The organism is Pyxidicoccus trucidator (assembly GCF_010894435.1).
Lineage (GTDB): Bacteria > Myxococcota > Myxococcia > Myxococcales > Myxococcaceae > Myxococcus > Myxococcus trucidator.
In genome coordinates this window covers 31,743-50,298 of sequence record NZ_JAAIXZ010000029.1, presented here as the reverse complement: position 1 = coordinate 50,298, position 18,556 = coordinate 31,743, and the positions used below count along the sequence as shown (strand labels likewise).

The window sequence follows — 18,556 nt, the reverse complement described above, 5'->3', positions numbered from 1 at the left end:
TGTGCCCACCGCGCGGGCGTGCCCGAGGATGCCGAGCACGTCATGGTGCACGTGGGCGGGATCGTGGTGGTGGACGCCTCTGGCGGGGGCCGTGCCACCCTAACGCTGGCGGACGCCATGGCGCACGAGGCGCGCGTGAAGGCCTTTCTGCACTTCAGCTACCGGGCTGCCACAGGGGGGGGATTCCGCCGGCTGCCCTTCGCATCCTGAGCGCCTCTTCTCCTTGGGGCTGTTCCCCTCGCAGTCCGCCGGAGTCCTCCATGAAGAAGCGTCTCACCCTCACCGTTGTGCTCGCACTGGCCCTCTCCGCGCCGGTGGCCCTGGCCCAGGCAGGCAGCTCGCCGTCGGAGCCCTCGCTGAAGTCCATCCTCATGTCCGCAGAGGTCTCGGTGACGCCCGTGGTGGCCACGGCCCTGGCCGGACTCCTCGCGACCGCGCTCCTCGCCCTGACGAAGAAGCTCCAGGCCCAGGCCGGGGAGTCGAAGCTCTCGCAGGTGGGCGCGCGGGTCAGCATGGTCGCCGAGGGCGTCGTCCGGGACATCGAGGTGACGCTGAAGCCGAAGCTTGAGGCCGCCGTCGCGGACGGCGTGCTCGCTCCGGCCGAGCTGAAGCAGCTCAAGGACGAGGCCCTCGCGGAGCTGAAGCGCAGCCTGGGCGAGCACGGCTTGGCCGAGTTGCAGCAGGTGCTCCAGCTCACCTCCGGCAGCGTGGACACTTTCCTCTCCGGGCTCATCGAGGCGGCCTTGGACCGGATGAAGGCGAGCCGCGCGCCCGCGCTGGCGGACGAGGTGGTGTCGGCGGCGCTGTCGCTGGGGCCAGCGGCAGCACTGCCGCGCTGGCCCCGGTGGCGGCCTCCCCTCAGACGCCCCGCGGGTAGCCGTCGCCGCAGGGCTCTCCCGGGTGCTCAGTGACGTGCCCGTGCGCAGCGGGAACGTGGGGAGGCTCAGGCCGGCGTGTCTTCGCTCTCCGGCGCTACGCGCGCCTGGAGGGCGGGGCGCGGCTCCGGACGGGGCTGGGGCGCTTCGTCTTCGCCGAGGCCCACCAGCACGATCGCATGGCGGGCGCGGACGTGAGGTGGACGTTCGGATGGTGAGACACAGTGGCTGACGTGCGACGGCCCGCTCTGGACATCCAGGGCGGGCCGTTGTGCTTCCATCAGGAGTCCTTCACGTGCCGCTGGTCGTCTTCTTGGCGGCGGGTGCCTTGACCGCTGTTGGAGGACTTGCTGCCGACGCCGCTGGATTCATTAGCACGTCTATCATCGACTCTTGGTGAGGTAGGGTCGTTGGATCCAGCACGGGCACTTTACAGAGCTTCGCAGCTTCAATCAGATCCGTATCCATGCACAGAAGGAGTTCCGCGTTGTGACGAATTGCGGACGCCAGGATCATTTCATCGTACTTGGCGACGGTGCGGGACGTGCCCGTGTGCATCTTGATGACAGGCCAGTTCGGCAGCTTGGTCGCGAGATCGACGGCCGCATCCTGGTCAAATGCGACCACCTCTACCCGCGAGTGACGCTTGGGCTGGTCGTGTGGCGGCCTGCGCATGTACTCAGCTAGCGCGACTGCGGGAATCAGAATGTGCCGCCCTGAGCGAAGCAGTTCCCTGAAGAGCTCCTGACAAAGCTCAGAATGAGGGGCCGTCGAGTTCGCTCGGGTGCGTGTTAGCACGGACGAGTCGAACATGATGCGATGCGGCAGTCCGCTCAGGTCAATCATCACGCCGCCCCAGTTCCTCCAGCGGGTCCTTCACCTCGTCCCAGTGTTTCCCATTCTCAGTCAGCCACCGGATCCACTCTTCGCCATCGTCGTTCGACTCCATCGGATAGAAGTGAAGGACGGTGCCGTCGTCAATGTCGCCGTACCTGTTACGGCGGAACGTAAAGACGAGGTCGAGATCTTCGTTGAGGTGATGGCGGAGTTCCTCTGCTTGCGCCACTGAGACTGGAAGGCTGAATGGGTTCTTCTCGGACCCTGACGTGAATCGTGCTCGCGCCGGTTCAACTCCGATGTCGGTCAGGTGAACTCGAAGCGTGGTCGTGCTGATGGGCGGCAGAGGAAGTTGTGGGTCCACCAGCTTGAGTTGCTGCTCCCACCTGCCCACCGCAATTGTTGCGGTCGCTTCCTTCCCGAACTGACGCACCAGTTTGTTGAAGTGGCGGACCACCTCTTCATCGGGCTTGGAGTCAATCTCTTCTTCACCCGAGACCCATGCGCTGACTGTTTCCAGGGCCTTCTTGGTGAGATGGGGCTCAGAGGTGCCAAATCCAGCGTGGAAGCACTTGTCCTCGATGGTGATGCCCTTGAGATGAAGGGGGACACCTGCGGCAGATGCAGCCCGGCTCAGGAGCTGGAAAAAGCTGTGGATGAGGTCGGCGGCAAGGCGCGGGTCAACGGTGGACGGATGGATGTCCGTCCCGTCAATCTCCAGATGCGCTTCGACGAGGCCGCTCACGCGGGCATGGATAGCACACGGACGCCATGAGGTCACCCACGGCCCCCTCGCTGGACGCTGTATGGAGGGGCCGACGCTATTTTGCTGACGCATTGCGGATGACTCAGGGCCTCAGGCACCCGTCCTGCACTTGTCAGTAGTGCCGCGCCGGAAAGGACCGCGTGAAGCCCTACTACCGCAACGACTCCGTCACCCTGTAACCTCGGCGACTGCCGCGACCAGCTTCTGGACTTCCCGTCTCACTCCGTGGACCTGCTGCTCACGGACCCGCCCTACGGCATGGCCTACGAGGGGAAGGGCGAGCACGCCGCGCTCCTCCGCGCGGACGTGCGCGCCAGGGCGTGCGCGTGCTTCGGCAGGCACTCACCGCCGCCAGACTCCAGGCGGAATGGGGGCCCTGTTTGAGGGGACGGGCTGGTGCAAAGGGCGTGAAAAGGGTCGCTGGAGGGTGACGCGCGGGCTGTGCGCCGGGCCGGAGCAGAGGCCGAGCCGCCCCTTGGGGCCCACGCCGGCCCAAGTGCCCTGGCCAGGCGGCAGGCCGCCGGCGAGCGCCCGGCGTGATGCGGCTCATGCCTCCGCGCGCAGCACCGTCATCGGGTCCACGCGCGCCGCGCGCCGCGCCGGCAGCCAGCTCGCGAGCAGCGCCACGCCGAGCAGGAGGAGCGCCACCGCGCCGAGGACCAGCGGGTCGGTGGTGCTCACCCCATACACGAGCCCCGCGAGCACCCGGCTCAGCCCCACGGCGCCCAGTACGCCGAGCGCCACGCCCACCCCCGCGAGCAGCGCGGCCTGACGGAGCACCAGCCCCAGCACGTCTCCCGCCGTCGCCCCCAGGGCGAAGCGGATGCCGAACTCCTTCGTGCGCTGCGCCACCGCGTAGGACACGACAGCCGCGAGGCCGGCCACCGAGAGCAGCAGCGCCACCGCGCCGAAGGCCCCCAGCAGCAGGAAGCTGAAGCGCCGCTGGGCGAGTGCGCCCGCGAGGAGGCTCTCCACGGTGCGCATGCGCACGGGGAGCTCGGGGGCGAGCTCGCGCAGCACCGGTCGCGCCGCGGTGGCCAGGGCCGTGGAGCCCGCCGGGCCGTGCACGGCGAGGTGGAAGCGCTCGGAGGCCCGCAGTCGCTGGCGGGAGCAGCCGTAGAGCGTGGGCTTCGGCTCCTCGTCCAGCCCCGCGTCGCGCACGTCCGCGACCACGCCCACGACGGTGAAGGCGCGCAAATCTCCGTCCATGTTGCCGAACTGGATGAGCTTGCCCAGCGGGTCCTCGTCGGGCCAGCGGGCCCTCGCGAGCGACTCACTGATGACGGCCACGTGCGGCGCCTCGGAGGTGTCGCGCGCGTCGAAGAGGCGCCCGCGCACGAGCGGGATGCCGAGCGCGCGGAAGTAGCCCTCGCTCGCCACGCGGTAGTCGGCGGAACCCGTGCGCGCGGGCTCGTGCACCAGGCGTCCGAAGTCCTCGAAGTTCTTCACCTCGTCGGGACGGTTGAGCACGAGGAAGGTGCCGTCACCCGCCGGGCTTCCCTCGAGCGGGAAGTTGCTCACGGCGCCCACCGCGCGCACGCCGGGCAGCGCGCTCAGCCGGGAGATGAGGTGCTCCTGCATCCGCACATTGCGCAGCCGCCCCGCCTCGTCCTCGGCCGAGGGAAGCACGAGGCTCAGCACCGCGACGTCCTCGGTGCGATAGCCCGGGTCCAGCGCGAGCAGGCGCGCCAGGCTGCGCGCGAGCAGCGCAGCCCCCACGAGCAGCACCAATGCCAGTGCGAGCTGCCCCACCACCAGGGCGCGGCGCGTGCGCTCCGCGCCCCCACCCCCGGCCTGCGTGCGCGCGCCCTGCACCAGCGTGGCCCATGGGCCCTGGCGCGCCGCACGCAGCGCCGTCACCAGCCCCAGCCCCAGCGCGAGCAGCAACGAGAGCCCGAGCGCGAAGAGGAGCGCCGTGGCATTCACCTCCACCTCGCCGACGCGCGGCAGGTTGCCGGGCTCGGCGGCCAGCAGCGCATGCACGCCCCATGCGGCGAGCAGGGCCCCCAGCGCGCCGCCTGTCAGCGAGAGCAGCAGTGACTCGGTGAGGAACTGCCGCACCAGCGCGCCGGGCCCCGCGCCCAGCGCCACATGGATGGCGAGCTCGCGCCTGCGTGTCGCCGCCCGGGCGAGCAGCAGGTTGGTGACATTGGCGCCCGCCACCAGGAGCAGGAAGGCCGCGGCGCCCAGCAGCACGAAGAGCGTGGGCCGGGCACGTCCCACCAGGCTCTCGTGCAGGGGCACCCCGGCGATGTCGTGCATCCGGGTGTCCTGGCCGTACTGTGCCAGGAGCCCGCGCGCGATGCCCGTGAGCTCCGCCCGCGCGGCCTCCAGGCTGACTCCGTCCGCCAGCCGTCCCACCACCCGCCAGTTGTGCGCGGTGCGGCTGGGCAGGCGCGGCTCCAGCTCACGGGGAACCCACAACTGCGTGCCCACCGGGTAGTCGAAGGCCTCGGGCATCACCCCCACCACGGTATGGGCGCGCCCATCGAAGGTGAGGGTGCGCGACAGCGGCAGCGGCTGCGCGCCCAGGTGCCGCCTCCAGAAGGCGTGGTTCACCACCACCACGGGAGCGCCTCCCGCCCGCTGCTCGTCCGCGTCGAACAGGCGGCCCCGCACCGGCTGCACCGCGAAGGCACGGAAGAAGTCGCGCGAGGCCAGCGCCAGCGTGGCGAAGGTCGGCTCGTCGGTACCGGTGACGGCGACGCTCGCCCCTCCCGCTACCTGGGCCAGCGCCCCGAAGCTTCGGCTCTGCGCCTGGACGTCCTCGAAGTTGGGGTCGGAGAACTGCATCAGGTGGCCGTCGGCCGCCCGCTGGGAGACTTGCAGGAGTCGCTCGGGGCGCGGATAGGGCAGGGGGCGCAGCAACACCCCTTCCACCACGCTGAAGAGCGCCGTGCTCGCCCCGATGCCCACGGCCAGCATCAGGATGCAACTGAACGCGAAGCCGGGGCTCCGCCGCAGCGAGCGCAAGGCTTGACGCAAGCCACCGTGAAGGGTGTCCATGCCGGCAGTCTCCTGGAGACGCGGGGAAAGTCCCCGGGAGGCTACGTCCTCGCCTCGAGATGATTGCCTTGACCTCAATCGAGCAGCCGTCCCTTGACGCGGCGGTTGTTCGGCTCCCTGTCACCTGGTAGCGGCTGCCATCGAAGGTGACCGAGGGCCGCTGCTGTCCGAAAGGACTCTAGGCGGAATGTGGGCCCTGGTTGAGGGGCGGGCGGGTGCAAAGGGGTTCAAAAGGGTCGCTGGAGGGTGACGCGCGGGCTGTGCGCCGGGCCGGAGCACAGGCCGTGCCGCCCCATGGGGCACACGCCGGCCCAAGCGGCCTGGCCAGGCGGCAGGCCCACGCGTCACCAGAAGCCGCGAGGCAGGTCCCACTCGACGCGCGCGTAGCCGGCGGTGGCTGCCTCCAGCAGGGACCGGTGCCTCGCCTTGAGGCGGCGCCGGGAGTGGAGGCGGAGCGCGCGGGCACCGAAGCCCGCCGCGGCGCGGAGGGCTTCCGCCAAGGCCGCGCAGTGAGCCTCGTGCTCCAGGGTGGCCTCGACGGGCACTTCCGCCGCCGGCACTACCGCGAGCGACCAGGCGCCGGGGCTCGATGCCTCGAAGCGCTCCAGCCGCCGGGCCAGCGGGGAGCTTGCGCACAGGTGTACGTCCTGGGGTTCGGCTTCCTGGACCTCCACCCATGACAGATGCGGCAGGGCGGCCAGCCCGGTGAACACGTCCGGTCCGTCGCGGGTGAGCTGCCCCCTCAGCTCGAGCCGTCGCACCGCGAGGGGGTGCAGGCCCAGCCGCCGGGCGACTTCGGCGTTCACCTGCCGCAGCACCGTCACGCGGCGCAGGTGCGGGTGCGCGAGCCAGTCCGCCCGCGCCTCGCGGCCAAGCCAGGCCCAGGCGATTTCCCGGACGGTGCTCCAGAACGGCCCGGGAGGCGGCAGGTGCCAGCTGGGTGGCGCCCCCACCTGGACGGCCACCGGGAAGCCTCGCTCGAAGCGGACGCTCTCGAGCACGGCACAGGGGCCGAGCGGCGCCGCCCACCGGTTCCGGTGCACCTCGAGCAGCCGGGCGACGCGAACCTCGTCGGGCTGGGGCATGCATTGGAGCGTGATGAATTCACCGAGCGGGTCTCCCTGCTCCAACAGGTGGTCGGCCAGTACCAGCCGCGGGCCGTCATCGTCCGGATTGGCGGCGACGCGGGCAAGGAGCGACTCGCGCAGGGGCGCGCTCCGGGCCGTGGCTTCCTCGCGCCGGGTGAGGGCCTTCTCCAGCGCGTCGCACAGGGTGGAGGTCTCCGCGCCTGGCGTGGAGACCTGCTGCATGGCGATGCGTTGGATGGCGACGTCGAGCCTGTCCGCGTACCGGCTGGCGGGAGGCAGGGTGGCGTGAAGGGCGCGGAGTGGCCCGAGGCTGCGCGGGTCCCTCACGTGGCAGAGCAGGTCGCAGAGCCGGCGGAAGACTCCCTCTCGCTGGGCATCGGGCATCGGTGCGAGGGCGAGCAACACGGGGGTGAGCCGGGGGTCGGCGGGCCACTTCTCGTGGTCGATGAGCTGGGTGCTCAGCAAACGAGGGTACCTGCCTCGCGCGAGCACCAGGAGGTCCTCGACCAGCAGCGGCAGGTCGACCGGTCCCGTGAGCGGAGCGAGCCAGGTGGGGAGCAACACCGACAGCCGCTCGATGAGCCGGGCGAGGCGTTCAGCACGCGACTCGCGCCAGGCCTCCAGCAACTGCTGGAGGGCCTCCTCGTCCTCGTAGTGCTCGAAGGCCGCCACCGCGCGCTCGAGGAACTCGGCCAGGGAATCGCTCACGGTGGGGAGTCTACCTCTCCCGCGAGAAGTGTACGGAAGGTGCTTCCACTTGCCTCGAGGCGCTGCATCAGCGCCTCTGCCACAGTGGCGCTGAGGGCCTCTCTACCTCTGAGGGGGATGCTCATTGCGGTTGCCAACGACTGGAGCTTGTTCCGAAGCTCTTTGGCATTCCCGCATACAGGCTGGGCTTCGAGATGCCGGGCTCGGTCGTCAGGTCCTCGCGGGAGGCCCCCCCGGGAGCTGCTGCCCCCGGAGGGTCATGTCCGCGACGAGAACGCGGTGGCGCTTCCACGACCGCCCGCGCCCTGGCTGCCAGCTGCCGACGTGGCGACTACGGGCTGATGGAGAAGCTCCCCCCCCAGTAACCGTAGGAGAGCGTGGTGATGCCGTTGCGGGTGGTGCTCAGGTAACTGCTCTGTCCCGGCTGGAGGGTGACGGCCAACTGCCCGCCGGTGGAGGGAATCGCGCCCGCGTGCACGGCCGCCGCGCAGACATCCGAGTCATCGGTATAGAGGTCCGTGCCCCACACCGACGCCCCGAGGCTCACCGTCGGGCAGTTGCACCGGATGCTCGACCCGTTCTGCCCGCGGTAGGACATGATGTTGAAGCTGGAGCAGAGCGGCGGCGGCTGCGGCACCTGCGCACCGATGAAGCGGAAGCTCCCCGGCCAGGCGCCGTAGGAACTCGTGGTGACGCCGTTGCGGGTGGTTCCGATGAAGATGCTCTGGGCCGGCTGGACCTCGAGGACCACCGCCCCGCCGCTGGTGGTCATCACCCCCGCGTGCACCGCGGCGGTGCAGATGTTCGAGTCATCGGTGTAGAGGTTCGTTCCCCAGACCGGGCCTCCGCCCCCCGAGGAGCAGGTGCAGCGAATCTGCGCCCCCGTCTGCCCTTGGTAGGCCGCGACGTTGACGTTCGGGCAACTCTGGGTCGCGCTCGGGCCATAGAGGATGTTCAGCGCGGTGATGTCCACGCTGGTGAACTCGCCGGTATTGTCGATGTGGGGGCAGGCGTTCATGACGGACCCGTTCCAGACAGCGGTGGTCGGTGTTCCCGGAATGTGGATGACGCCCACTCCCTCGTCCCCTTCGACGCCGCTGTAGGGGCCTGGGGGGCAGCTGATGCTGCGATCAAAGTAGTCCGTGTGGCGCAGGCCGAGGGTGTGGCCGAGCTCGTGAGTGATGATGTGCTCGTTGATGTCGAGGGGTTGGTCGTTCAGCGCGGGGATCATGTTGATGGACCCGCCGGGCAGGCCGTACGAAGGGAAGTCCGCCCAGTTTTCGTCTGGTCGGATGATGGAGATCCCCGCGGTGATGGTCGCGGAGCAGCCGGTCGTCGGACCGCGCGCGAAGGTGAATCGCAGACCGAGCGCGTTGTAGTTGCCGATGGCCAGGTCGAGTCCCTGGCTCATATTGGAGTAGCTGTTGAACGCGGCCGAGGAGTCGATGCAGATCTTCGTCACCTGAGGGCCGACGAGGTTGGTCGAGCGGTAATGCTCGGCGCTCCCCGGGGGAGCCTGAATCATCTCGCGGGACGCCTGGAGCGTCACATGCCCGTCGCCGCTCACGAACACGGCCTCGTTGATGACGTGGATGTCCTCGGCCGGATAGCCGGCCTCGATGAGGTTGGAGATGATCTCCTCGTTCTCCATCTGCGGGTCCATACCGCCGCAGCCGACCAGCAATGCGACACCGGTCACCGCGAGGACTGCTGCCTGCTTGAACATGGATGCTCGTTTCTCTGACTGCGGGGAATGCTTCGTCCGGCTCGAGGTTCCAGCCGCGACCGCGCGGCGTCTCAGGTAAGGCGTCACGTGCGGGGCCGCCCCGGGCTGGCAGGCGGCCCCGCACGTGTGTCCTGCGGGGACTGCTCAGTCGTCGATGTCCTCGTCGCAGTTGGTGCCGCAGGCCTCGTGGCAGTCGCAGAGCTTGGCGGTGCAGCGCTGGACGCAGGCCCCGTAGCCGACTTCCTCGCCGGTGCCACACGAGGCCACGCACGTGGTGTGCTTGTTCGTGCACGCGGAGGACTCCTCGGCGGTGCACTCACCATCATCTCCGCAGGCGGTGGCGAAGAAGGCGAGCGACATCGAGGCGGCGAGAACCAGAACGAACGTCTTCATGAAGAGGCAGCTCCGTGGATGGGGATGATTGGGTTTCGGCACGCGGCTTCCGTGCGTGCAGGGGAGGTTGCACGCCCCATGCCCTCAGCGGAGCCGGTGCGCTCCCGGCGCTTCCCGCGCCTCATCTCGCGGGGTTGGCGCGTCAGGCCCTTTAGGAGCGCGGCAAGGCTGTCCCCTGCCAGGAGACAGCTGTCCGGGGGCACGACACTTCGGGCCTCAGCGGGTCGGCTCGAAGTCCACTCGCAGGATGGCGACAGCGCCCGGCTCGATTCGGACGGTGCGCTGCTCGGTCCGTCCCAGCACGGGGTTGTGGAAGACGATGGTGTGGCGTCCCGCGGGCAACGGGTAGCGGGCCAGCGGCGTCCGGTCCACCTCGCGCCCGTCCACGGAGATGACCGCCCACGGACGCGCGTCCACGGTCAGGTAGCCGATACCGGCAGGGGCCTTCGCCTCCATGGCCCGTGGGGGCTCGCGCCTCACCGGCGCAGCGGAGGACGACGGGCGCCTCGGGACCTCTACGGGGGCGGGCTGCTCCATGGGGGACGGAGACGGGATAGCGACGGCCGGTGGTTGCCGGGCACCGTCGGCGGACGCCTCCCCGGTACGGCTGGCAGCCGCTGGCCGCGAGCCCTGCCACCAGAGCCCGCCGCCCGCCACCACCACGGCCGCGCCTCCCACCAGGACGAGGCTCCGTCTTCTCCTGGGTGGGCGTGTCCCTCCCTGACGCTCCACCGCCTCCGGCTCGCCGGCAGGGGGCACGGTCCGGGTAGGGCCTGCGTCCAGCGACGGCAGAGGCTGGCGGAAGCGGGCCAGCTCGGCGGCGCACAGTGACTCGACGAGCGCGCCCAGCTCGGCGGGCCCGGCCACCGGCCCCTCCAGGAAGCCGTCGAGGAGCGCCCGCGCTGACGGCAGCCGCAGCTCCCGCTCGCGAGCGGCGCCCCGCTGGAGCGTGTCGCGCAGGCGTGCGCTGGCATCCGGCCGGAGGTGCGTCACATCCGGCAGCGACTCGCGGCGGATGGCGTCCATGGTGGCCGGGTCCGTCTCGCGCTGGAACGGTGAGCTCAACGTGAGCGCCTGGTACAGCGTCACGGCCGCCGCGAAGACATCCGCCCGTGCATCCACGGGCCCCGTCGCCTCCAGCTGCTCCGGAGCCATGTACGCGAACTTGCCCCATGGACGGCCGCCGCGGGTCGTCACGTGGGAGAGCAACCGGGCGATGCCGAAGTCGCCGAGCAGCACGGCCCCGCGTGTGGACACCATGACGTTGGACGGGCTGACGTCGCGGTGGACGACACCGAAGTCCTCGCCCCCGGGGCCCCGGAGGTGGTGTGCGTAGTCGAGCGCCTCGCAAAGGCCGGTGGCCACCGCCCGCACCACGGGAAGCGAAAGGCGCCGGCCTTCCCGCCGGCACGCGCGCAGCAACTGCGACAGGCTCACGCCCTCCACGAGCGCCATCGCCATGTAGTAGCGCCCGTCTGCCTGGCCCGCGTCGAAGAGCGGGATGATGTGGGGGTGCTCCATCAGCGCGGCGATGCGGGCCTCCTCCAGGAAGAGGTCCACCAGCCCGGGCTCCTCGGAGAGGTGGGGCAGCAGCAGCTTGAGTGCCGCGCGCTTCTCGAAGCCGGCCGGGCCCGTGCGCCGGGCGATGAACACCTCGCCCATGCCCCCCGCTGCGATTCGCGAGAGCAGCTCGTAGGGGCCCACGCGCAGCCCCCGGTTGGCGAGCCCGGTCGCTACCATGTGAGGAGATAGCCGCCGCCGAGCGCCGCCGCTCCGCCGCCGATGAAGAGGCCCGTGGCCCAACCGGCCTGCGTGCGCGCCCGCTCGGAGTGTCGCCGCGAGTCACCGGCCCACTCCGCGCGCGACGCGGCGTCATGCGACTCGCCGGACCGGACCTGGAGCCACGTGCCGCCCACGCCCGCGGCGACTGCCACCCCCAGCGACACCCACCCCAGCGTCCTGCGGAGGCGGGGCGTCGTGGAGGCCCTCCTGTCCCCATGCACGTCCCCGGGTCCGGCACCCGGAGGAGGCACGGGAGCCACCAGGGACTCCGTCACGCCACCGTCCTGGGCCTCGGTGCCCGGCGCAGACGCGGAAGCCATGCCCCGCGTCCACTCCTGCGGCGCCTCCGGAGCACCCAGCCGGGTCAGCCCGGTGCCCTCCGGGCCCTGCGCCTCGACGTACCAGCGCACGGGGCCGGGCCCACCGCCGGGAAGCTGGAAGACGCAGCACTCCGCGTCGGGCCGGGCACGCAGCGGCCGCCAGTCCGCGTCGCGCGGGCCGCGCCAGTGCAGCACCACGGCGTCGACGCGCCGCCACGGGTCCACCACCTCCGCGCGCACCAGGCCTTCGGCCGCGGGCAGCTGCTTGAGGGCCACGTAGCCGGCTGGAAAGAGCCGGGCCTTCACGGCCTGGAACGTCTCGAGAATCTTGGGCGACAGGTCCGCCGGAGGCTCGGCGCGCGGGTCGAGCATCAGCATCCGCTCGTAGGTGGCCTCGGCCTCCTGGCGCCGGCCCTCGGCCAGCTCACAGCGGGCCCGCAGCTCGAGGATGTCCAGGTGCTGGGCGCGGGTGCTGGAGGGCACCTGCTCGGCGAGCTCGAGCAGCTCCACCGCTTCGCTGAAGTGAAGCGCCTCGTACCGCGCCCGTGCCTGCTCCAGATAGGGATTGGCCGGCACGGCATGTCCCAGCACCACCAGCAGTGTCACGGCGAGCCACATGTCGCGCGCATCCTAGCTCAGCCCCTGTCGCGTCCGGGGAGCAGCCCGTGTGTCTTGAGGAGCCGGTAGAAGTAGGAGCGCGCCAGGCCCGCCTCCCGCGCGGCCGCCGAGGCGGAGCCCCGGTGCCGTGCGAGCTGCGCCTCCAGGTAGCTGCGCTCGAAGACCCCGAGGACGCGCTCGCGTGCCGCGTGGAAGTCCTCCTTCGCTCCGCCAGGGAGCGCGAGCTCGGGCAGCGCGGCCTCGGCGCCCAGGGTGAGGGTCCGCTCCACCGCGTTGCGCAGCTCCCGCACGTTGCCGGGCCAGTGATAGGCGGTCAGCGTGGCGAGGCTCGCGGGGGACAGCGGAAGCGAGGCCCCGAGGCTCCGGGCGAAGTGCTCGGCGAGCAGCGGAATGTCGTCCAGCCGCTCCCGCAAGGGCGGCGCGTGCAGCACGAGGCTCGCCAGCCGGTGGTAGAGGTCCGGCCGGAAGGTGCCCTTCTTCATCGCGGCCGTGAGGTCCCGGTGCGTGGCGGCGACGAGCCGGAAGCGGACGTGGCGCTCGCGCGTCTCGCCCAGCCGGCAGAAGCGCCCCGTCTCCAGGACCCGCAGGAAGGTGGGTTGGACTTCCAGCGGCAGCTCCGCCACCTCGTCGAGGAAGAGGGTGCCCTGATGGGCGGCCTCGAGGGCGCCCGGGGTGTCCGCCACCGCGCCCGTGAAGGCGCCGCGCGCATGGCCGAAGAGGATGCCGGGCAGCAGGGACGCGGGGACGGCGCCACAGTCGAAGGCGCGCAGCGCGCCCGTCTTTCCGGACAGGGCATGCAGGGCCCTCGCGATGCCCTCCTTGCCCGTGCCCGTCTCGCCCTGGATGAGGACGGAGATGTCCACGGGAGCCACGCGCTCGACTTCGGCGAAGAGCCGGCGCATCGCGAGCGAGCGGCCGAGCAGTCCCGCGAGCTCGGTCTGTTCGCTGAGGCGCTCGGGCGCGGCCTCCGCCGGGAGCAGGGCGAGCCGGGTCTTCCCGAGCGAGACGATGGCGCCCAGGGGGACCTCCACCACCTCCACCCGGGCCCCCAGGTAGCGCGTCCCGTTGCGGCTCTTGAGGTCCCTGACACGCACGCGGGGCCCGAGCAGCTCGAGGCTCACGTGCTGGCGGGACACGGTGTCATCGGTGAGGACCAGCTGGCAGTCCGGCAGCGTCCCCACCACGACGGTGCCCCCCTCCACCAGGGCGGACCGGCCACGGTCCGGTCCCTCCAGGACGAGCAGCCGTACCCGGGGCGGGCCGTCGGGGTCCGTCTTCTCGGTGATGGGCGAGGTGCGCGGGGGAGCCGCGCTCATGGCGCGTCCTCGCAGAGCGAGCTGTCCGAGCGCCACAGCTTCACGTCATCGACCCACACCGGCGTCTCGACTCCGGCCGGAAGGACGAGCCGCACGGAGCCCACCATGTCCGGGAAGAAGAGCGTGGAGGCGGTGACCTGCCGCCAGGTGTCATCCAGCGGCAGCTCCACTGTCTCCTCGGGCTCGGAGTCCACCAGCAGGTGGAGCACGGCGGTGCGGCCCTCGCTTCCGCGAATCCAGGCCGAGGCGCAGTAGAAGCCCTCCACCGGGTCGAGGAGCGGCGGTGAGCGGGGCGTCAGCGTCACGGGGGTCCCCTCCTGCCGGGCCACGAGCCGCGCCGCGACGGCGCCGGTGAAGCCCGGGGCCTCGGAAGTCAGCACGCCGGGGGTTTCCCACCCTTGCGCACCCTCTTCGAAGCCGGAGTTGGACACGAGGTTGGCCGGCCGCGGCGTCTCGTCCCCCGCCGAGCAGCGCCCCGCCAGACACTGGAGGCCCGGCCCACAGGACTGGTCCGGGCCACAGCGCTTGCCGGTGACGTCGACGGCCTCGGGAATGCAGCCTGGCGCGGCGGCGACACCGAGCACGAGCAGCGCGGCGCGTTTCCTGAAGCGTCCCAGCACGGGCGCGACACTACCGGCTCGGCCCGCATGGAGCCAGCGTCACACCGTCAGGCCAGGGCCCCCCCGTACATCGACTCAATCAACGCCGCGTACTTCCGAACGACCGCGTGGCGCTTGACCTTCAGCGACGCCGTGAGCTCGCCCCCCTCCACCGTGAACGGGCCGGGCGACACACGAAACGTCTTGATGCGCTCGAAGGACGCCAGGCTCGAATTCGCTTCCGCGACCAGTGTCTGCAGGACGTCGTTGATTCGCGGGTGCGAGGGAGCCGCCGGAATCCCCTCGCGTCGCGCCACCACGGCGAGTATCTCCGGGTCGAGCGCAAACAAGGCCGTACAGAAATTCCGCCCCTCACCGATAACGACCGCCTCCTGGACGAGCGGGTTTCGCTTGAGCAGTGCCTCGAGCTTCAGCGGCGCCACGTATTTTCCACCACTCGTCTTGAGCAGCTCCTTCTTCCGCCCGGTAATCCGAACGAACCCCTCCGAATCAATGGAGCCAAGATCTCCCGTCCGGAACCATCCGTCGTCATCGAAGGCTTCAGCCGTTGCCTCCGGGCGATTCAAGTACCCCCGGGAGATATTCGGCCCGCGAGCAAGGAGCTCACCATCGGGCCCCACCTTGAGCTCGCATCGCTTGAACGGTCTCCCAACGCTCCCTGGACGCACGTCCTCTTTGCGATTGACGGTCAATCCGGGGCACGTCTCCGTCAGCCCGTAGGCTTCAAGAACGGTCAGACCCAGGGAGAGAAAGAACATCTGAACGTCCACGCGAAGCGCGGCGGCCCCCGAGAGGAGAACGGAAGCGTTGTCCAAACCCAGTCGTGCGCGCAGCTTCGCCAGCACGAGGCGGTCCGCCAGGCCACGCTGGGCCTCCAGCAACACCGGCAGCGACTTGCCGGCAGCGCCACGGGCCGCGACTTGACGACCCACGCCCAGGGCCCATTCCAGAACCCATCGTCGCAACCCCTGCTCGCTCTCGATGGCGCTCGTAATCTTCGCCATCATCTTCTCGAAGACACGCGGCGCCGCCGGGAAGAACCCCGGGCGCGCGGCGAGAAGATCCGCTGCCAGCGTGGGCACCGACGACATGACCAGCGGCGCGCCGAAGAACGGACCCGCGAACTCCACCATTCGTCCGAAGGAGTGCGCAGCGGGTAGGAAGAGAAACAAGCCGTGGCTGCGCACGTTGTCATCCACGAGCCCCGCGTCGGCGACGTCTTCGAGCATCGCCAGCATGTTGTCGTGGGTTTGAATCACCGCCTTCGGTGCTCCGGTGGTTCCCGAGGTATAGGTGTAGGTCGCGACGTGCTCGCGTCGAATCAGCGATGCTCTTCGACGCATCTCCTCCTCCAGCGCGGTTCGTCGGGCGCGACCCCGGGCCTCGAGGCTCTCCAGGCTCTCCCAGTCGTCCGCGGGAGCAAGACCGGCCGGATGGATGACCACCACCTTCGCTCGGGCACCGAGCTCGGCCGGCGAGTAACGCCTCTCGAAGAACGTGAATCCCTCTCGAAAGGCTCGCACCTTGTCGAGTTGACTCCCGTCGTCCACGACGACGAGCTGTGCGGCGGTGTCCACGTGCATGTAGCCCACCTCTTCCGGCAGCAGGCTCGCGTAGACGGGGACCGTCTTGAGACCGACGCTCAGTGCAGCGAAGTCGACGAGACACGATTCCATCGTGGTGTTTCCGACGATGGTGATGCACGCGCCATCGTCCACCGGCCCGGCGCTCAACAACCCCGCCGCGATGGCTTCGATGCGCGGGGACAACTCCGCCCAGGGGACGTCGACATAGGCCTCGTCTCGTCGCACACGGAATGCGACGCGCTGCGGCGACGCGCGCGCCCGGTCGAGAATCATCTGGGAGAGGGACGGGGTTTCATGGGCCATGAGGCCTCCTCTGTTCGAACGAAGAGCCATCGCTACGGGCTGGGGCAAGGGGCAGGGGAGCGGCGGGGTTCAACGCCTCAAGCTACGTGCGGCGCCACGTCCACGCTTGTATGATTCTGCACATGCAGAGCCACTTGTTGCTGGGCGGAGGAAGAGCGCTGTACGTCGGCCGCTTCCACGAGCTGCCCAGGCATCGGTTCGCCGCCAACGCCGTTCTCGTGGGTCTCGATGATGCGTTCGACCTCGTCGACGGCGACGGCCACGTCGAACACCACGAAGCCGCCTTCGTGCGTGGGTGGCAGTGGCATGCGCTCGACTTTCATGGCGGACGGGCAGCAGTGCTGTTTCTGGAGCCTGGCGCGGGACTCAGCCGTCGGGTCGACGCGGGCGCGTTGCGCGCGGCAGTCGAAACCGCCCTTGCTGCGCGAAAGCCCGAACCCTGGACCGAGCTCTTCCAGCACGCTCTGAACCTAGGACCCTGTCCGCTGACGGTCGACGCACGCATCGCTCGTGTCGCTGGGCTTCTTTCCACACCCGACGACGAACCCTCCGATGCGGTGACGCTGGCGCAACGGGTGGGGGCCTCCACTTCCCTCGTCGAACACCGATTCAGGGAACAGGTCGGCGTCCCGATGGGCGCATTTCGCGCCTGGCACCGGATGCAAGCGGCCACCGCGCTCGCACTCAGGGGCCGAAGCCTCACCGAAGTCGCGCACGCCGCGGGCTTCTACGATTCGGCCCATTTCTCCCGACTGTTTCGCGGCATGTTCGGCTTGCCGCCCTCGAAGGTCTTCACCCATGGCCTCACGGGCGCCGTCCTCGATGGCGGCCGGCCGCCCGGCGGGTAGAGACTGGCGTCAGGGAGTGAGGTGCGAATCCTTACGATGATGCATGTGAAACCCAGTGGCGTGATTGGCATGGGGTGTGCTTCGATGCCGCTCGACCCCTCAAGGAGAGACATGCCATGAAGAGCTTCCTGGGTGTGCTGACGGTACTCGTCGTCCCGGTGCTGGTGGCCTGTGGTGGAGTGGAACCTGTCGAGGCGCCGGAGCTGGGGCAGGAGTCGAGCGCCCTCGTCACGTGCACACAGACCTGTCCGAATGGCTCGACAGTGTCTTGTGAGGGGAACACCTGCTCGGTGCAGGCGGACTCCGTCGAGTGCGATGGCTTCTACAATATCTGCTTCACGCCCATCCCCATCTGTGGGCTGAACAATCGCTGCAGCAAGCTCGCGGGGACCCCGTGTTCGCCCGTTGGCGGGACGCGGAGCTGCTGCCTGACAGGCCACCCCAATCCCAATTGCTACTGCACGCCCCTTGGCGTCTGGGCCTGCAGCGCGCTGTGACGCTCTGGGGCCGCGCGGGCGCCATGCCGGACGCCCGCCCTCCCTCGCGCTCCCTTCACGTACGCCAAGACCCTCCAGCCAGCCTCCGGCTCGGCGCACCCGGAGGCTGAGGGGGTCGGCCCCGCCGATTACGGGGTCTCGAAGAAGCCCTTCGGCGTCTGGCCTTTCAGGAACGGCTCGATGAAGGCGTGAAGCAGCTCCGACTGGCTGATGACGGCGGTGTGTGCAGTCGCCGGCATGACCGCCAGCCGCGAGGGGGACAGCGGCTTGCCCATCTCGCCCGGGCCGCCGCCGCCGAGGAGCCGGAACATGGCGACGGAGTGCTCGAGCGTCGCGACGTCGGCGTCGCCGGTGATGATGAGGACGGGCGTCTTGAGCGCCTTCACGTCCTTCTCCCACGCCATCGGCTCCTTCTCGAGCTGGATCAGCTTCTTGACCAGCTCAGGGAAGCCCTTCGGATTGGCCGCGAGCTTCGGGTACTCCTTCGCGAAGGGCATCTCGAGGAACATCTCCACGGTCATCTTCGGGATGAACTCCCTGAACTCGGGCTGCCAGCCCTGGATGTCGTACGCGACAGAAGCCGCGACGAGCTTGTTCACCTTTTCCGGATGGCGGATGGCGAGCTGCAACCCGGCGGCGGACCCCATCGAGTAGCCGAACACGTCGGCTTTCTTCAGACCGACCGCGTCCATGAAGGCGGCCACGTCGTCCGCGAGGTTTTGATAGGTGATGGGCCGGTCGATGTCGGTGGTGCGGCCGTGTCCCTGGAACTCGAGCGCGTAGACCTTATGGGTCTTCGCGAGCTTCGGGATGATGGCGCCCATCGTCGGGATGTTCATGTAGGCGCCGTGCAGCACGACCAGCGGCTCGCCTTTGCCCGAAACCTCGTAATAGACCTGCATCCCGTTCACCTTGACCCGAGCGCCCTTCGGTTGCGCGTCGGCCGCGGTGGAGGTGAAGAGCAGGCTCACAGCCATCAAGGCAGCGTGGATCATCGTCAACCGCATGTGGGTCTCCTTCAGGGAAGCGAGGACCGGCACCTGCCGGCCCCTTCACCGATGCGTCGAACGAAGTCCGCGCGGATCGACAACCGGCGATTATTTTTCCGTCGCCCTCTCGAGCAGCCCAGCGAATCTCGATAGATAGCTCCGCGTGGCCCTGCTGATGAGCCGGCGGTAGTCGCTCGCGTGCTACGCATGGAGGAGGTGAAGCGGTCGGCCAGCCACGGAGGTGGAGGCCGGCCCACCGAGCCCTGGACCAGGCGGCA

General features: G+C 69.8%; 15 protein-coding genes. 3 read left to right on the top strand and 12 right to left on the bottom strand.

What is annotated here, in order from left to right:
* Positions 1 to 260: 260 nt before the first annotated feature.
* Positions 261 to 911, top strand: coding sequence for a hypothetical protein (locus G4D85_RS45535; protein WP_164020857.1), 651 nt, complete (start codon positions 261 to 263; stop codon positions 909 to 911).
* A gap of 255 nt (positions 912 to 1,166) precedes the next feature.
* On the opposite strand, the gene G4D85_RS45530 is transcribed toward G4D85_RS45535, so the two are convergent.
* The 11 genes from G4D85_RS45530 to G4D85_RS45480 all read right to left on the bottom strand — a co-directional run bounded on the left by G4D85_RS45530 (position 1,167) and on the right by G4D85_RS45480 (position 15,944).
* Complete coding sequence (locus tag G4D85_RS45530; protein ID WP_338052950.1) at positions 1,167 to 1,721, bottom strand: type II toxin-antitoxin system VapC family toxin; 555 nt, start codon at positions 1,719 to 1,721, stop codon at positions 1,167 to 1,169.
* A complete protein-coding gene (locus tag G4D85_RS45525) occupies positions 1,714 to 2,457 on the bottom strand; it encodes a hypothetical protein (RefSeq protein WP_164020853.1) in 744 nt (247 codons plus the stop codon). The genes G4D85_RS45530 and G4D85_RS45525 overlap by 8 nt, the downstream gene beginning before the upstream one ends.
* A 567-nt stretch (positions 2,458 to 3,024) precedes the next feature.
* Positions 3,025 to 5,484, bottom strand: coding sequence for an ABC transporter permease (locus tag G4D85_RS45520; RefSeq protein ID WP_164020851.1), 2,460 nt, complete (start codon positions 5,482 to 5,484; stop codon positions 3,025 to 3,027).
* 344 nt (positions 5,485 to 5,828) lie between these two features.
* Positions 5,829 to 7,280, bottom strand: coding sequence for a TIGR02996 domain-containing protein (locus tag G4D85_RS45515; RefSeq protein ID WP_164020849.1), 1,452 nt, complete (start codon positions 7,278 to 7,280; stop codon positions 5,829 to 5,831).
* Positions 7,281 to 7,611: 331 nt separating this feature from the next.
* Positions 7,612 to 9,006 (bottom strand): M57 family metalloprotease, encoded by a 1,395-nt coding sequence (locus G4D85_RS50645; protein WP_164020847.1) that lies wholly within the window; start codon positions 9,004 to 9,006, stop codon positions 7,612 to 7,614.
* 144 nt (positions 9,007 to 9,150) lie between these two features.
* Positions 9,151 to 9,399, bottom strand: coding sequence for a hypothetical protein (locus G4D85_RS45505; RefSeq protein WP_164020845.1), 249 nt, complete (start codon positions 9,397 to 9,399; stop codon positions 9,151 to 9,153).
* Positions 9,400 to 9,615: 216 nt separating this feature from the next.
* On the bottom strand, positions 9,616 to 11,139 hold the full coding sequence (locus tag G4D85_RS45500) for a serine/threonine-protein kinase (protein ID WP_164020843.1): 1,524 nt from the start codon (positions 11,137 to 11,139) through the stop codon (positions 9,616 to 9,618).
* The gene (locus G4D85_RS45495; RefSeq protein ID WP_164020841.1) at positions 11,133 to 12,119 is read right to left on the bottom strand and encodes a tetratricopeptide repeat protein; all 987 of its coding nucleotides are present in this window, start codon (positions 12,117 to 12,119) and stop codon (positions 11,133 to 11,135) included. The genes G4D85_RS45500 and G4D85_RS45495 overlap by 7 nt, the downstream gene beginning before the upstream one ends.
* 17 nt (positions 12,120 to 12,136) lie before the next feature.
* On the bottom strand, positions 12,137 to 13,435 hold the full coding sequence (locus G4D85_RS45490; RefSeq protein WP_164020839.1) for a sigma 54-interacting transcriptional regulator: 1,299 nt from the start codon (positions 13,433 to 13,435) through the stop codon (positions 12,137 to 12,139).
* Positions 13,432 to 14,055 (bottom strand): hypothetical protein, encoded by a 624-nt coding sequence (locus tag G4D85_RS45485; protein WP_164020837.1) that lies wholly within the window; start codon positions 14,053 to 14,055, stop codon positions 13,432 to 13,434. Before G4D85_RS45485 ends, G4D85_RS45490 begins: the two co-directional genes overlap by 4 nt.
* Positions 14,056 to 14,102: 47 nt before the next feature.
* Positions 14,103 to 15,944 (bottom strand): AMP-dependent synthetase/ligase, encoded by a 1,842-nt coding sequence (locus tag G4D85_RS45480; RefSeq protein ID WP_164020835.1) that lies wholly within the window; start codon positions 15,942 to 15,944, stop codon positions 14,103 to 14,105.
* 110 nt (positions 15,945 to 16,054) lie between these two features.
* Here G4D85_RS45480 and G4D85_RS45475 point away from each other — a divergent pair, with 110 nt between their 5' ends.
* Together G4D85_RS45475 and G4D85_RS45470 are read left to right on the top strand one after the other, a co-directional pair.
* Positions 16,055 to 16,792, top strand: a complete 738-nt coding sequence (locus G4D85_RS45475; RefSeq protein ID WP_164020833.1) for an AraC family transcriptional regulator — start codon at positions 16,055 to 16,057, stop codon at positions 16,790 to 16,792.
* 116 nt (positions 16,793 to 16,908) lie between these two features.
* Positions 16,909 to 17,289 (top strand): hypothetical protein, encoded by a 381-nt coding sequence (locus tag G4D85_RS45470; protein WP_164020831.1) that lies wholly within the window; start codon positions 16,909 to 16,911, stop codon positions 17,287 to 17,289.
* Positions 17,290 to 17,417: 128 nt separating this feature from the next.
* Here G4D85_RS45470 and G4D85_RS45465 read toward each other — a convergent pair whose 3' ends face one another.
* A complete protein-coding gene (locus G4D85_RS45465; RefSeq protein WP_240359902.1) occupies positions 17,418 to 18,296 on the bottom strand; it encodes an alpha/beta fold hydrolase in 879 nt (292 codons plus the stop codon).
* Between the last annotated feature and the right edge of the window lie 260 nt (positions 18,297 to 18,556).